The organism is Anaerococcus sp. C0059F3 (genome assembly GCF_056590475.1).
Genome location: NZ_JBWPWE010000007.1, coordinates 15,304 through 30,049 on the forward strand (window position 1 = coordinate 15,304; position 14,746 = coordinate 30,049).

At 35.4% G+C, this 14,746-nt stretch carries 13 protein-coding genes and 1 tRNA gene; 12 read left to right on the forward strand and 2 right to left on the reverse strand.

Translation table 11 applies throughout. From position 1 onward, the window contains the following. Positions 1 to 8: 8 nt before the first annotated feature. From AC1EJ5_RS05675 to AC1EJ5_RS05685, 3 genes are all read left to right on the forward strand, one after another. Positions 9 to 1,217 (forward strand): D-alanyl-D-alanine carboxypeptidase family protein, encoded by a 1,209-nt coding sequence (locus AC1EJ5_RS05675; RefSeq protein ID WP_479815097.1) that lies wholly within the window; start codon positions 9 to 11, stop codon positions 1,215 to 1,217. 22 nt (positions 1,218 to 1,239) lie between these two features. Further along, positions 1,240 to 1,316, forward strand: a tRNA-Arg gene (locus AC1EJ5_RS05680). Positions 1,317 to 1,328: 12 nt separating this feature from the next. Continuing rightward, positions 1,329 to 1,805: a nucleoside deaminase gene (locus AC1EJ5_RS05685; protein WP_348937730.1), complete on the forward strand. Its 477-nt coding sequence runs from the start codon at positions 1,329 to 1,331 to the stop codon at positions 1,803 to 1,805. A gap of 39 nt (positions 1,806 to 1,844) precedes the next feature. Here AC1EJ5_RS05685 and AC1EJ5_RS05690 read toward each other — a convergent pair whose 3' ends face one another. Next, entirely contained in the window at positions 1,845 to 2,249 is a 405-nt protein-coding gene (locus AC1EJ5_RS05690) for a VOC family protein (protein WP_479815099.1), read from the reverse strand. A gap of 148 nt (positions 2,250 to 2,397) precedes the next feature. Between AC1EJ5_RS05690 and AC1EJ5_RS05695 the strand changes: the two genes are divergently transcribed. From AC1EJ5_RS05695 to AC1EJ5_RS05725, 7 genes are all read left to right on the forward strand, one after another. Then, the gene (locus AC1EJ5_RS05695) at positions 2,398 to 3,345 is read left to right on the forward strand and encodes an NAD(P)-dependent oxidoreductase (RefSeq protein WP_479815101.1); all 948 of its coding nucleotides are present in this window, start codon (positions 2,398 to 2,400) and stop codon (positions 3,343 to 3,345) included. Continuing rightward, positions 3,342 to 3,971, forward strand: a complete 630-nt coding sequence (udk, locus tag AC1EJ5_RS05700) for a uridine kinase (RefSeq protein WP_479815103.1) — start codon at positions 3,342 to 3,344, stop codon at positions 3,969 to 3,971. The genes AC1EJ5_RS05695 and udk overlap by 4 nt, the downstream gene beginning before the upstream one ends. Then, positions 3,961 to 5,766, forward strand: a complete 1,806-nt coding sequence (glgB, locus tag AC1EJ5_RS05705; protein ID WP_479815105.1) for a 1,4-alpha-glucan branching protein GlgB — start codon at positions 3,961 to 3,963, stop codon at positions 5,764 to 5,766. The genes udk and glgB overlap by 11 nt, the downstream gene beginning before the upstream one ends. Further along, a complete protein-coding gene (locus AC1EJ5_RS05710; RefSeq protein ID WP_223417668.1) occupies positions 5,763 to 6,230 on the forward strand; it encodes an acyl carrier protein in 468 nt (155 codons plus the stop codon). The genes glgB and AC1EJ5_RS05710 overlap by 4 nt, the downstream gene beginning before the upstream one ends. Then, complete coding sequence (locus tag AC1EJ5_RS05715) at positions 6,227 to 7,381, forward strand: FAD:protein FMN transferase (protein ID WP_311487104.1); 1,155 nt, start codon at positions 6,227 to 6,229, stop codon at positions 7,379 to 7,381. Before AC1EJ5_RS05710 ends, AC1EJ5_RS05715 begins: the two co-directional genes overlap by 4 nt. 67 nt (positions 7,382 to 7,448) lie before the next feature. Beyond that, positions 7,449 to 8,102, forward strand: a complete 654-nt coding sequence (locus AC1EJ5_RS05720) for a sugar transferase (RefSeq protein WP_311480869.1) — start codon at positions 7,449 to 7,451, stop codon at positions 8,100 to 8,102. A 75-nt stretch (positions 8,103 to 8,177) separates the two neighbouring features. Next, complete coding sequence (locus AC1EJ5_RS05725) at positions 8,178 to 9,650, forward strand: DUF1846 domain-containing protein (RefSeq protein WP_348937721.1); 1,473 nt, start codon at positions 8,178 to 8,180, stop codon at positions 9,648 to 9,650. Positions 9,651 to 9,692: 42 nt separating this feature from the next. Here AC1EJ5_RS05725 and AC1EJ5_RS05730 read toward each other — a convergent pair whose 3' ends face one another. Next, complete coding sequence (locus AC1EJ5_RS05730) at positions 9,693 to 11,819, reverse strand: metallophosphoesterase family protein (RefSeq protein WP_479815108.1); 2,127 nt, start codon at positions 11,817 to 11,819, stop codon at positions 9,693 to 9,695. Positions 11,820 to 11,989: 170 nt separating this feature from the next. On the opposite strand from AC1EJ5_RS05730, the gene AC1EJ5_RS05735 reads away from it, so the two are divergent. Both AC1EJ5_RS05735 and AC1EJ5_RS05740 read left to right on the forward strand, forming a co-directional pair. Next, positions 11,990 to 13,198, forward strand: coding sequence for an ammonia-forming cytochrome c nitrite reductase subunit c552 (locus tag AC1EJ5_RS05735; RefSeq protein WP_479815110.1), 1,209 nt, complete (start codon positions 11,990 to 11,992; stop codon positions 13,196 to 13,198). A gap of 48 nt (positions 13,199 to 13,246) precedes the next feature. Beyond that, the gene (locus tag AC1EJ5_RS05740) at positions 13,247 to 14,656 is read left to right on the forward strand and encodes a cytochrome c biogenesis ResB family protein (RefSeq protein ID WP_479815112.1); all 1,410 of its coding nucleotides are present in this window, start codon (positions 13,247 to 13,249) and stop codon (positions 14,654 to 14,656) included. Positions 14,657 to 14,746 lie beyond the last annotated feature (90 nt).

The window sequence follows — 14,746 nt, forward strand, 5'->3', positions numbered from 1 at the left end:
GAGTAAATATGAAATACAAATACAAGATAGCAAGTCTAGCTTTGGCAATTTTTATGTTTTTTATGCCTGTAAGCCTTGCAACTAGCCAAAATAAAATAGTAGGTCTTGATGAAAATGTCAAAGCCTACCTTATAGGAAATGAAGAAAATGGCGAAGTTTATTACGAAAAAAATGCAGATGAGCCAAGACCAATGGCATCTTTGAGTAAACTCATGACTTTTCTTGTGACCAAGGAAGCTATTGATAGGGGTGACATTTCCTTAGATACAAAAGTTAAGGCTGATAAGGAAGCAGAAAAATTAACCACATGGGAATATTCTGCCCTAGGTGTAAAAGAAGGCGAGACCTATACAGTTGATGAGCTCTTAAAAGGCCTAATAGCTGTATCTGGTAATGACTGTGCTTATCTTTTGGCTAACACTGTATCAGTCTCAGAGCCAGCCTTTGCAAGGGAAATGAATGAAAAAGCAAAAGAACTTGACCTAGAAAGCCAAGTGTATTATAATTCTAGTGGGATAGAAACAGAAGATGGTTATCAAAATACTTCTTCTGCTAGAGACTTATTTAAGTTGACCCAATATATACTTAAAAACCATCCTGAAATCTTAGACTATTCGGCAATTAGGGAAATAAAAGATCCCGCCAGAGATATAGACAAGAAATCAACTATTCCTCTTATGGATGAAATCAAGGGAGTTGATGGTCTAAAGACTGGTACAACCAATGATGCTGGATATTGCCTAGTTTCAACAATCGACATGAAAGAACTTGACGATAAGGATGATTTTAGGTCCATAGGTGTTGTTATGGGTGCAGACCAAAAAGACACCAGGGACAAGGTTATGAGTGACCTTATTTATTACGTATCAAAATATTTTTCTATAAAAACAGTCCTAGATTCAAATGTACCTATTAAATCTATAAAAGATGTGACTGTTAAACAGGGATATATAGACCTTTATCCAAAAGAAGATATAAAAATGATCGTAAAAGAAGGCGAAAATCCTACAATAAAGTATAATATAAAAGAAGATGTAAAAGCGCCTATAAAAGAAAACCAAGATATGGGAGAAGTGGAAATTTCCTATAAGGATGAAAGCCACAATGTCGGCTTGTTTTCAAAGAAGGCTCTTGATAAGGCTAGTCTTTTTACAAGAGTTATTAGAACTATAAAAGATTCTTGTGACTTTTTATTAAAGACAGTAATAGCAAGATAAAGGCAAATTTTTTGCCTTATATGTATCGGTAGCTCAGCTGGATAGAGCACTGCCCTCCTAAGGCAGGTGTCGGAGGTTCGAATCCTCTTCGGTACACCAAAAGGAAATATTATGCAAGATTTATTTACAAAAGCTGATGAATTTTTTATGACAGAAGCTATAAATGAAGCCAAACTTGCAAAATCAATTGACGAGGTCCCGATAGGGGCCGTTGTTGTTTGTGGAGAAAGAATAGTTGGCAGGGGACACAATTTTACCTATAAGGGCAAGTCTGCTCTAAATCACGCCGAAATCTATGCCCTCAAAGAAGCAGGCAAAAATATCGGAGATTTTAGGCTTGAGGAATGTACAATGTATGTCACTCTTGAGCCCTGTCTTATGTGTGCGGGTGCCATCATGCACTCTAGGATAAAAAGACTTGTAATTGCCTGTAAAGACCCAAAGAGGGGCGGATTTTCCACATCTTTTATAGATAAAGATAGCCCCCACCTAAATGTGCCCGACATTTCTTATGGGCTCATGGAAGAAGAATCCCTAATAGAACTCCAGAGTTTTTTTAGGGCCTTAAGAGCAAAGAAAAAAAGCTAAGATAAACTTAAGTTGACTTAAGTAAATCCTAGCTTTTTTTTAATCTATAATTTCCGCTATAAATTGCCAGCTTATATCGTATTTGTCCACAAAACTTGTAAATAATTTATTGTCTAATTTTTGTGGCTCGCTGGTTACATTTGAATCTTTTTTGAAATTTATATAGGCCCTATAAAGCTTATCTGAATCTGTTTCTATCACTATTTTTATATTGTTGCCCTTGACATAGGTGTCATCATTTGTGACATCGTAGAGGTAGATTTTATTGCCATAAATATCTAGGTGGGAATTATAAATCCTATCCCTAATTTTTGGAGGGTGGTTGAATTTTGCAAAATCCCTATATCTAATAATATCTTCTGGATAGGCAAGGTCAAAAACATTGCAATAATAGTTTATTGCCTCATTACACAATCCGTTTTTAAAAGTTAAAGCTACCGCCATTTTAATTCCTTTCTATTCTACTATTTAATTTATCCTTCTTATATTATTATTTCAACTCCTCACTTTGTTAAAGAATTTTTAATTATTACAAAACCTACATTTAGAGTATAATGTTTAAAAGAAGTTTTTTATATAAAGGAGTATATAGATGAAAATTAGTCTTATTGATCCATTAGAAGTTAAAGAATCTTATATAGAAGAACAAAAAGAAAAACTTGAAAAACTTGGTCATGTCTTTACTTATTACAAGGAAAGTGCCAAGGATGAGGAAGAAAAAATAGCAAGGCTAAAAGATGCTGATATAGCTATTATTACCAATAAACCTGTATCTAGAAAGGTAATTGAAAATACCAATCTAGACCTAATTGACGTTGCCTTTACAGGTGTTGACCACGTTGACCTTGAAGCTTGTAAGGAAAAAGGCATCAAAGTCCTAAATGCATCTGGTTATTCAGATGATTCTGTGGCTGAGCTTGTAATCGGTCTAACAATTGGAGTTTTGAGAAAATTTGACAAAAATAACGAAAATATCTTTGAAGGAAAATCAAATCCACTTTTAGGTTCCCTTATCAAAGGCAAAACTTTTGGTGTTATAGGGACAGGCCATATAGGTAAAAAACTTATCGAACTTCTCCAAGTTTTTGGATGTAAGATTATTGCTTTCTCTAGGACAGAAAAAGACGACATCAAGGCTCTAGGGGTTAAATATGTTGACCTTAAGACCCTTCTTAAGGAATCAGACATAGTATCCCTTCATATACCAAACAACAAAGAAACCAAGCACTTCTTAGGAAAAGAAGAACTTGACCTAATGAAGGAAGGTGCTGTTCTAATTAACTGCGCAAGGGGAGCTGTAGTTGATAATGACTACCTAGCAAAATTATTAAATGAAGATAAGCTAAGGGCTGGTATTGATGTTTTTGATATGGAACCACCACTTCCAGCTGATTATCCACTAAGAAATGCCAAAAATGTCCTATTAACAAACCACGTTGCTTTTTATACACAAGAAGCCATGCAAATTAGGGCAGAAATAGTATTTGACAACCTTTACTCCTACCTAGATGGGAAAATAAAAAACGAGATTAAATTATGATAAGACCAAAAATCGTAGCCATAGCTGGAGGCTCTGCCTCTGGCAAATCTACGATAGTAAAGATAATCGCAGAAACTTTCAAAGATGATTTGATAGTTGTAGGCCACGATAATTATTACAAGGCCCATGACGATCTAGATTTTGATCAGAGAAAGCTTTTAAATTACGACCATCCAAAGGCCTTTGATACTGATTTGTTTTGCGACGACCTTGAAAGATTGGTGGCAGGAGAAGAAATTAATATGCCTGTTTATGACTACACCATCCACACCAGGAGCAAAGAGACAATCAAAGTTAAGGCCAAGAAGATCATCCTCATAGAGGGGATTTTGGTCCTATATGATAAAAGAATAAGAGACCTTACAGATACAAAGGTCTTTGTGGATGCTGATAGTGATATTAGGCTAAAAAGAAGAATCCTAAGGGATACGGTAGAAAGGGGAAGGTCAGTGGAATCTTGCCTCACCCAATATATTGAGCAGGTCAAACCTATGCACGAAAAGTACGTAGAACCAAGCAAAAAATACGCCGACATCATTATCCCAAGGGGAGCTAAGAATATCAAGGGTATAGAAATTTTGTCTAAACATATAGAAAATATGATAGGAAATACTAATGAAAGTTAATATTTTACCAACAAATTACCAGGAAATTAAAGATTATATAGACGGCAACTCCACCATTGGCCATAAGATTTGGGGAGCAATCCCTCATGAAGATGGCTATATATTCAGAGTTTATGCACCAAATGCAGATGAAGTTTACATCAAAGGAGACTTTACTGGTTGGCAAAACGAAAAACTTGTAAAAAACGACGAGTTTGGATATTTTTATGGCTTTTATAAGGCGAAGGTCAATGACTATTACAAATATATAGTGGTCAAGGATGGGGATTGGATGGAAAAAACAGATCCTATTGCCCATGCCATGGACGGAGAAGGCGACTTTGCAGCTAGAATCACAGCAGAAGATGACTATGTATTTAATGATGATGACTTTTTAAAAACTAGGGGTAAAAACTTTGACAAGCCCCTAAATATATATGAACTCCACATAGGATCTTTTATGAGATTTGCTGGCAAGGTAAATTTCTTAGACATAGTTGATAGTCTTGTAAAACACGTCAAGGAAATGGGATACACTCACGTTGAAATTATGCCAGTTACAGAATATCCTTTCTACCCATCTTGGGGTTACCAATCGACAGGATTTTTTGCAATTAGCCACAGGTACGGGACAGGTCTTGATTTTAAAAAGTTTGTAGACATCCTTCACCAAAATGGCATAGGAGTTATACTTGATGTCGTCGCAGTTCACTACGCTTCAGATTTTTATGGACTTGACCATTTTGATGGAACAGCCATGTACGAGTCCCAATATATGGACCTAAAATATTCTGAATGGGGTTCAAATAACTTTGACTATTCAAAAGGCCATGTGAGAAGCTTTATGAAGTCTTCAATGTCATATTTAATCGAAGAATTCCACCTAGATGGAATCAGGATTGATGCTGTATCTTATATGGTATTCTATAATGGCAACTCAAACAGGGGTGTTCACCACGATAACATCTTCTTTATAAAAAACTTAAATGAAACTTTAGAGAACCTCCACCCAGATGTGATGAGGATTGCAGAAGATTCTTCTGATTATCCAAAGGTAACCCATCCGGTTTCTGAAGGTGGACTTGGTTTTGATTATAAGTGGGATATGGGTTGGATGAATGATACCTTGAGATATTTCAAAGTCGATTCTATGAATAGAAGGGACTACCAAACCAATATCAATTTCTCCATGTATTATTTTTACAATGAGAAATTCCTGCTTCCACTAAGCCACGATGAGGTTGTCCACCTTAAAAAATCCATGGTTGACAAAATGAATGGGTCCTATGAAGATAAATTCAAACAATTAAAGGTCCTAATGACCTACCAAATGACCCATCCAGGCAAGATGTTAAATTTCATGGGCAACGAAATTGCGACCTTCGAAGAGTGGAATGAAAATGTAGGAATCAGGTGGGAATATCTTGATTATCCAATCCACGATGGATATAATCGTTTTGTAAAAGATTTGAACAAATTATACAAGGACGAAAAAGCCTTTTACAAGTATGATTATGATGAAAAAGGTTTTGTGTGGAGGGTAGTAGACGACAATACCAACTCTGTTTTTGCCTATGAAAGGATAGCAGATGGGGATAGGTATTTGGTTATTTTAAACATGGCTAATGTCTATCAACCATACTATGAAATACCTTATGACGAAGATTTAGTTTTTGAGGAAGTATTTAATTCCTTAGATGAAAAATATGGCGAGTATAGAAATAATAAGAGAAGAATAGAAGTTAAGAAAGGAAATAATCTGGGATTAGAGCTTTGGCAATATGAAGCTGTAATCTTTAAGATAAGAGAAATATGAAAGACAGAAAACCAATCAACCTATCATGGTTAGTTGAAAAATGGACTTTGATAGATGAGGACACATACTTAAAAAATATGTGGTTAAACACTGAATCCCTTGATTTTATCAGGATCAATAAGGAAATTCAAACCAATGAAGACATTGAAGCGTCCTATATAGATATAGACCAGGATGTAGAAAAATATATCCTTATGCCAGGTACAAGCGAAGTAGATAATTCCGACATTAGGGATGCCTTTATCTCTACCTTAGATAGGAGAGAAAGGGATGCCTTTGTGGAAAACGCTGAGTTTATAGCACCAAGCGCTGAGTTTATGGATACAGTTTATGAACTTGGCCTAGAAGGCAGATGGAACGACTTTAGAGATAAGGTCGCGGCAGGTTTGTTACTAAGTTGGGCAGAAGACGAGGGGCTTTCTGTCAATAAAGATATGGAGACAATTAATATAAATAAAATATGAAAAAAATACTTATGGTTTTGGCACTCGCTGCAAGTCTTACAGCCTGTGCCAATATTAATGAAAAAGAAAATGTAGAAAAACCAAAACTAGAAGCAGTTAAGGAAGATTCTTCAAAGGAAGATGTAGATGCTAGCTCAAGTGATGAGGAAAAAGTTCAAAGTGATTCAGAAGAAAATACCCAATTAGAAAAACACACAGAAAATGTTTACGAATACTTTGATACAGTAACAACTTTTTTGGCCTACACCAAAGACCAAGAAGAGTTTGATAAATATGTAAAAGTCTTAAGGGATGAACTTAAGACCTACCACGAACTTTACAACTCATACGATGCTTTTGAAGGGGTCAATAACTTTAGGACCATCAATGAAAATGCTGGCAAAGAGCCAGTTAAAGTTGACCCAAAGATTATCGAGCTTGTAGAATATTCTAAAAAAATGTATGACCTTACAGATGGTAAAATAAACATAGCTATGGGTTCTCTCTTAGGCCTTTGGCACGATTATAGGGAAATGTCCCTAGATAATCCAGAAAAGGCTGCAATTCCAGAAGAAAGTATGCTTGTTAAGGCCAGTGCCCACAAGGATATTGATTCTATAGTAGTTGATGAAAAGGCAGGTACTGTATTTATCAAAGATCCTGAGGTTCAAATAGATATTGGAGCTATCGGCAAGGGCTATGCAACAAAAATAATTGCAAATAAGCTACAAGAAGCAGGTCTAGAGCACGGAATCCTATCTGTAGGTGGGGATGATGTTCTAATTGGAGATAATCCAGCTAGTGAAAATTCTTATTATAAGATAGCCATCCAAAATCCAGACCTAGAAGATAAGGAAAATCCATATTCATCTGTAGTTAGCCTTAAAAATACATCTGTTGTAACAAGTGGGGACTACCAAAGATTTTTCATGGTAGATGGCAAGAGATACCACCACATAATTGACCCAGAAACTATGTATCCATCAACAAGATGGAGATCAGTTTCTGTAATTTTAGATGATATAGCAGAGGCAGATACAATTTCAACCTATCTTTTCATCATAGATCTTGAAGAAGGTCGTGAGTTTGCGAAAAAAGTTGGGGCTGAAGTTTTGTGGATAGATGAAGATTATAATTCTTATTCTACAGAAGGCTGGCCTGAAGTAGAATAAGATTTTACTAGACTATTTATAAATTTGAAGTTTAATAGTCTAATGATTATTAAAACAGAGGATTAATGTGAATAAGGTAAACGAAGATTTAATTTATGAAAAATTAAATAAGAAAAAAGTGTCTTTGTTTTTCAAGAGATTTTTTGATATTCTTGTATCGCTCATAGTCTTGATAATAATTGCTATTCCAATGATAATTGTGGCAATTTTTATTAAGCTTGATTCAAAAGGACCTATTTTTTACAAGCAAGAAAGGCTTGCCAAGGGCAAAAGACCTTTTTATATCATTAAATTTAGGACAATGAGAGTGGGCGCCGACAAAAACCTTGATAACCTAACAGTTAAAAATGACCCAAGGATTACAAAAACTGGGGAATTTTTGAGAAAATGGAAGATTGACGAACTCCCTCAATTTATAAATGTCCTAAAGGGCGATATGTCACTTGTGGGACCAAGGCCAGAAACACCAAAGATGGTAAATTTATATCCAAATTACTACGACGTAATTTTTGCTGTAAGGCCTGGGATTACTGACTATGCATCCATAGAATTTAGGAATGAATCTGAATATTATAATTCAATTGAGGATAGTGAGAAGATTTACCTAGAAAAAATCCTCCCAATAAAAATAGATCTCAAGTTAAAATATATAGAAAATCTGTCAATAAAGACCGATATTTCAATACTTTTTAAGACAGCTAAAACAATTATCACAAAATAAGGCGTATATTTTTTATGTCTTATTTTTTTTTTGAGAAATTCTTGGTATAATTAATAGGTATAATAGGAGGAAATTGTGAAACTAGCTTTTGATAACGATAAATATATTAAGGAACAATCGGCAAAGATTGTTGAAAGAATCAGTCACTTTGATAAGTTGTACCTAGAATTTGGTGGTAAACTCTTTGACGATGCCCACGCATCAAGGGTCTTGCCAGGATTTTTACCAGATTCTAAGTTGAGGATGCTCTTAAATATAAAAGAAAAAACCGAAATAATTATTACAATAAATGCTAAGGATATTGAAAAGACAAAGATTAGGGGAGATAACGGTATTTCATATGATACAGAAGCCATCAGGTTAAAATCTGCCCTTGAAGACTTTGGATTTTTGGTATCTGCCATAGTAATTACTCAGTTTGACTATCAGGAAAAAGTCCTTAAGTATTGCCAATACTTAGATAACCTAGGCATTAAAAATTACAAGACTTACGACATTGATGGTTATCCAAATAAGCTTGAAAAAATTATTTCAGACCAAGGTTTTGGCAAAAATGACCATGTTAAAACTACTAGACCCCTAGTAGTAGTTACAGGTCCTGGTCCAGGTTCAGGTAAAATGGCAACTTGCTTATCTCAAATGTATCTCGACCATGAAAATGGAGTTAATGCTGGTTATGCCAAATTTGAAACTTTTCCAATTTGGAATTTACCACTAAAACATCCTGTAAATATGGCCTACGAAGCAGCCACAGCTGACCTTGATGATGTAAATATGATTGACCCATACCATCTTGAAGCCTACGGCAAGTCCGCAGTTTCCTATAACAGGGATGTGGAGGCCTTTCCTATCCTTAAAAAGATGTTTGAAAAAATTATGGGCAAATCTCCATACATGTCACCTACAGATATGGGTGTTAACATGGCAGGCTTCTGCATCGTAGATGATAATGCCGCCAAAGATGCTTCCAAGGCAGAAATCATAAGAAGATATTACAATACCCTAGTTGACTACAGGATGGCTAAGGAATCTTTCCACACATTAGAAAAAATTCAAATGCTAATGAGCCAGCTTGAAATATCCGCAGATGACAGGATTGTTGCCCTAGAAGCAAGGGAGAGAGCAAAAAATGCTGGCACAGAAGCCTTCGCCATAGAAACCCAAGACGGGGAAATTATTACAGGCAAAAAGAGCGATCTTTTAAGTGCACCTGCAGCTTGTATTCTAAATGTCCTCAAAAAACTTGGCAAGCTAGATGAAGAAATTTTACTAATTTCTCCTCACATAATTGAGCCGGTATCAGACCTTAAAACCAAGGATTTAGGCGGCAATGAGACAAGTTTGTCAGTAAATGAAATGCTCATAGCTCTTTCAATATCAGCGACAACCAACCCGCTAACCCATATGGCTATAAAACAATTGGGCAAATTAAAGAACCTTGATGCCCATTCAACAGTTATTTTAAATGATTCACAAAAATCCATGCTTAGAAAACTCGGATTAAACTTTACACAAGATCCAGAATTTTCAGAAGAAGATTATAGGTAAGAAAAAACAAGCCCCTGTAAAATTTTACAAGAGGCTTGTTTTTTAATTGTCACTATCGTGAAATTCTATATAGTTGAAGTAAAAATCTATATCATTATCAGTATCATTTTGGTAAATTTTTGCCATATCTTCGTTCATTTCCCCAATCATGTCTATGATAAATTTCCTCAAAGATTTTTGGCCAAACATCTTATCTGACATATTCATCTTAAACTTTCTAATTGATCTCGAATGGGCGATTTTTTTAGCAAGGTCAACACCACTTATATGAGACTTTCTTGTAATAAATCTAGAAAAGAAATTTAAAAGATCTCTTAGTGTGTCGACTCGAAGCCTGATATACTTGTAGGCGAGGTTTGAAGTAAACCCGCTAGTCTTAATTAAGTCATCAAAAAATCTTTTTTTAGACCCGTATTTAATGAATTTAATATTGCTAGTTACATAATCAAAGGCTTCATTTATCTCATCTGTTGCGTAGTCCAAGGTTGAATTTATTATGTCATAAGATTTGTCATTGAGCTTATCAATCATATCTGTAACATATTTTGGTCTTTCTATATCATTTGACCTGTATTGGTAAATAAAGTTTGCAAAGTCATAGAAAGTATGGCCCTCAACATCAATAGGCATCTTAAATATCTTATTTAAAATTTTTTCTATAAAATAAATGATTAGGGGTGGATATATAATGTTCCTTTCAACCTGTTTAAAAATCACATCCAAGGCTTCTTCTATATCCTTAGATTTGATTATTATCCTATTGCCAATAGCCTTAACCAGGATATGATAGGACTCATTTTCTTCTATTAGGTTAATATTTCCAATCATAGGCTTAATCATTGGAAATTTGTCTTTTATCATTGGAAAGACGACCTGGTCCATGTAAGTATTGTAAGGTAGATTAAACTTGGTGTTGGCGTTGATTTGATTAATAAGTTCTGTTTTCACATCCAAATTTTCAAGCTTAGGATTATTAGCCTGAATCCTTATATAGTTTGAAATTACTTCCTTAAGAGAAAGTTGATTTTCCAAGGTATGCAAGGAAGCATCTTCAATGTGGATGGTATTTTTATTTTCATCTGTGTAGGTAAATTCACTTATCAGTTGGGTTTTTATTTCAACTTCAAAACCGCTTATGGTTCCCGACTTGTTTTCTATTTTTAAATGTCTGATTGGAAGGGGATAGGTAATGGTTGAACCTGTCTGGATGTCGTAGATTTCATTTCCCTCTTCAGAGACGAATTTGGCTGTTCCATTTTCGTGGAGGTGGCCAGTGAAGATAAACTTAACCCCATTGTCAGCAAGGACTTCTATAGGTGTTTTATTATTTAGTCTTTGATCAGGATCTTTAATCCTAGTCTTGTATTCTTTGATTATAAAAGGCGAAAATACTAGCTCTTGGTTTCTAAAATTTGGGATAAAGGCGTGGTGACCGACAGCTATTACCATATCATTTCTGGCCTTGGCCTCGTCAATCTTATCTGCTATCCACCTTAATTGTTCTGTAGAAACTGAGCCGATTACGTTATTAACTCCATCCCTGTGGCCTTGTTCCATATCTGCGGCATAGATTGAAGAATCAATCATAATTATTGTAAGACCATTAGTGTATTTATAATCTTTTTTTATCCTTGCTACATAAGTCAAATAGCCATTGGCATAATAGGAATATTTTTCGTCCCTCTTATATTTTTCGTTGACCCTTTCAAGATAGGTCTTAAAAATATCAGAATCCTTGTAAAATTCAAGGATTGATGGGTCTTTATAAATAAAATCGTAAGTTTCGTAAAATTCCTTAGGGCTAGTGGCAGGAGTTTTGGTGTCATTTTTATAATCATAGGCACGCTTAGAATTTATGTCGTGATTGCCTGGAATTATAAAAATTTTTCTATCAGGATCTTTTTCTTGCCAAATTTTTAAAAGAGAAGCAGACTTTTTGTGACTAACAAGTTCGCCTTCCTTGCTAATATCGCCTGAAATAATTAGATACTTTGATCCAGCCTCATCCACAAGATCAAGAGCCTTCCTAAAAAGAGACTCACTTTCAACAACTAATTTTCTTTCGACTTTTAATTCTTTTCTCAGACTTTCAGTATCAGCAATCAAGGACTCATCCAAAACATGAGGGTCTGAAATGATTGACATATCTGAATTTTTTAAAATATCCATATCTTCCTCGCCTTTTCTTACACTAATTATACCAGATATAGGCCCTAATGATAAGTAGGAGAGGCTTGTAAGGAAAAGCTTTGCTTGATAATTTGTAGATAATAGTTTATAACAGTAAGTAAGAAGAATATGGGATTTTTGCCCATGAACATAAATTTTAGGAGGAGAAGATGAATAAGAAGATTATAAGTGTCTTATCAGCCTTTGTTTTGGCCATATCTCTAAGCTCCTGCAGCAATGATTCTGAAATCAAATCTGCAGAAGAATATAAAGATACATACCCAGATATTTATGCGACATATAAAGCAAATGAAGATATGAGCGAAACAAAATTTGGTGGGTCAGTCCAAGTTGACTACCTCGAAGCTCATCCAAACTTAAGGACTTATTACGAAGGTTACGGCTTTGCCAAACAATATGACAGGGCTAGGGGCCACGTTTATGCTCTTGAAGATGTTATTAATACAGAAAGACCAAAGCCAGGCGCATCTTGTCTTGCTTGTAAGACAGCTGACTTTGTAGCTGCCCTTGAAAAGGATGGGGTGGATGTAAATTCCATGGACTTTGACCAATTTGTTGCTGACCATCAAGGTATGGACACAATTTCATGTTACGATTGCCATATGAATGATATCGGCACTGTTCAAGTAACAAGAGACCACTTTAGAAAACAAATCGATGCGGGCAATGTAAATGCTAACAATGCCAAGGTAGATAGCCTAGCTTGTGCCCAATGCCACGTTGAATATTACCTAGATCCAGAGACCAAGGAAGTAATTTTACCATATAAATACGGTTTTGAAACTGACGATATGTTAAAATATTATGATGAAATTGAATTTGCTGATTGGGAACACCCTCAAACAGGTGCTAAGCTCCTTAAGGCCCAACACCCTGAGTTTGAAACCATGATGGGTTCAGTTCACGATTCTGCAGGACTTTCTTGTATAGACTGCCATATGCCAGTAGTTGAAAATGAAAAGGGCGAGAAATTTAAATCTCACCACTGGACAAGCCCACTTAAGTCAAAAGAAGGCATCAAAAATTCTTGCCTATCTTGCCACGCAGGAAAGAGCGAAGATGAAATGATTGCTTGGGTTGAAGAAGTTCAACAAGGTGTATATGACAGAACAAACGAAGTAAGTGACGAACTTAAGGCATTTATAGACCTTTTAGCTAAACATGTTAAGGCAGGCGACTTATCAGATGAAGATAAGGCTGAGCTTCAAAAAATTCACAGACATGCACAATTCAAATGGGACTTTGTTTGGGTAGAAAATGGTGAAGGCTTCCACAATTCAAAGAAAGCCCACCAAAACCTAGACGAAGCCGAAGAATTGGTAAAACAAGGCCTAGAAATCTTAAAGAAGTATGAATAAAAAGCTAAGATGGACTCCGCCGGAGTCCTTTTGCTTTTAAGGGAGATTATGAAAAATAATAAAATATTTAAAAGTTTTTACTCAATGAAAACTGGGATTATCCTCCTGGTTATAATTGCGCTTTTATCGATAATAGGAACTGTGATTCCTCAGGGAAACCAAGCCGCCTTTTACCAAGAATCCTACAGCGATTTTTGGGCTAAAATCATCCTTGCTTGCGACTTTGACAAGGTATATTCAGCCTGGTGGTATATCTTAATTACAGTTTTACTCTTGATAAATTTATTTTTATGCAGCATAAACCGCTTTAGGGTGATTTTTGAAAAGTCTTTCAAGGACCCAGCTATAGAGCCAAAGCTAAAAAATTACAAGTCTTGGACCAAGGTCAAGGACGATGAGCTTGCTATATTTAAAAAACTTAATATTAGGTCTTATAAAAAAACAGAAGTTGATGGCAAGGAAGTCTACTATGCCTTTGATGGTAAGATTGGTTATCTAGGCTCATGGCTTACCCACCTTTCTCTAATTATAATTATCCTAGCTTTTGCCTATGGCAGATACCAAGGCTTTGAGGAATTTGTCCACGGCGTGCCCGGCACAGTTATGAATCTTGAAAATTCTGATTATAAAATCAAGGTCGACCAATATGACGTGATGTTTAGGGAAGACTACACAGTTGACCAATATATCACTAGCCTATCTATCCTTGATAAGGATGATAAAGTTGTTGATAAGGGCATAACTATGGTAAATAAGCCTTTTAGGTTCAAGGACTTCAATGTCTATCAAAACTCAACAGGCTGGGCCTTTGATGCACTTTTATTTAAGGATAAAAAATTAGTCGAAGATAAAATTATGTATAAGGGCGACTTTTTTGTGGCAGATGGTAAAAAAATAGCCCTCCAATTTGTAGATTTTTATCCAGACTTTGATGAAAAATCTATGATGAAACCTAGGACAAAATCCCCATTTTTGAACCATCCTGTAACTCTTTATGCCTTATTTTATGATGGCTTGAGGGTTGATATGGGCCTTAACCATCCGGGAGAGCCTATAACTTGGGAAAATTACAGTTTTGTAATCAGGGACCCACAGATGTTCACCCTAGTCCAAGTTGCAAGAGATCCTGCAACACCGACTGCTCTTTTTGGAGCCTTAGCTGTGGGCCTTGCTGGAGTTTTAACTGACATAACAACATTAATCCTTATCAGATCCTATAGTGACTACAAGTCAATCTACAAAACCCTAGCCTTTCATAGCTTTTATTCTATATGGACATCTTACGTGATGATTTCATTGTTCATTGAAAATTCAAGCTTTATAATGGGAAATGCAATAGTGGTCTTACTTGTATCGATAATTTTATATTTTATAGCCTACTATGTATCTAAGGCTACAATAAGGCTTTTTGATTCAAGAAAGCTATTGGATAAGAAAACCCACAGTTTTAGGGAATGAAGGACTCTTTTGATTTGCGGATATTGTTAAAATTCCTTTTTAAAGTAGAATAATATAGATAAAAATTATTCGATTTTTATATGGAGATTA

What these genes read in the sequence shown, in the direction of transcription:
- AC1EJ5_RS05675 (WP_479815097.1), top strand. Translation starts at nt 9, where the DNA reads ATGAAATACAAATACAAGATAGCAAGTCTAGCTTTGGCAATTTTTATG.
- AC1EJ5_RS05685 (WP_348937730.1), top strand. Translation starts at nt 1,329, where the DNA reads ATGCAAGATTTATTTACAAAAGCTGATGAATTTTTTATGACAGAAGCT.
- AC1EJ5_RS05690 (WP_479815099.1), bottom strand. Translation starts at nt 2,249, where the DNA reads ATGGCGGTAGCTTTAACTTTTAAAAACGGATTGTGTAATGAGGCAATA.
- AC1EJ5_RS05695 (WP_479815101.1), top strand. Translation starts at nt 2,398, where the DNA reads ATGAAAATTAGTCTTATTGATCCATTAGAAGTTAAAGAATCTTATATA.
- udk (WP_479815103.1), top strand. Translation starts at nt 3,342, where the DNA reads ATGATAAGACCAAAAATCGTAGCCATAGCTGGAGGCTCTGCCTCTGGC.
- glgB (WP_479815105.1), top strand. Translation starts at nt 3,961, where the DNA reads ATGAAAGTTAATATTTTACCAACAAATTACCAGGAAATTAAAGATTAT.
- AC1EJ5_RS05710 (WP_223417668.1), top strand. Translation starts at nt 5,763, where the DNA reads ATGAAAGACAGAAAACCAATCAACCTATCATGGTTAGTTGAAAAATGG.
- AC1EJ5_RS05715 (WP_311487104.1), top strand. Translation starts at nt 6,227, where the DNA reads ATGAAAAAAATACTTATGGTTTTGGCACTCGCTGCAAGTCTTACAGCC.
- AC1EJ5_RS05730 (WP_479815108.1), bottom strand. Translation starts at nt 11,819, where the DNA reads ATGGATATTTTAAAAAATTCAGATATGTCAATCATTTCAGACCCTCAT.
- AC1EJ5_RS05735 (WP_479815110.1), top strand. Translation starts at nt 11,990, where the DNA reads ATGAATAAGAAGATTATAAGTGTCTTATCAGCCTTTGTTTTGGCCATA.
- AC1EJ5_RS05740 (WP_479815112.1), top strand. Translation starts at nt 13,247, where the DNA reads ATGAAAAATAATAAAATATTTAAAAGTTTTTACTCAATGAAAACTGGG.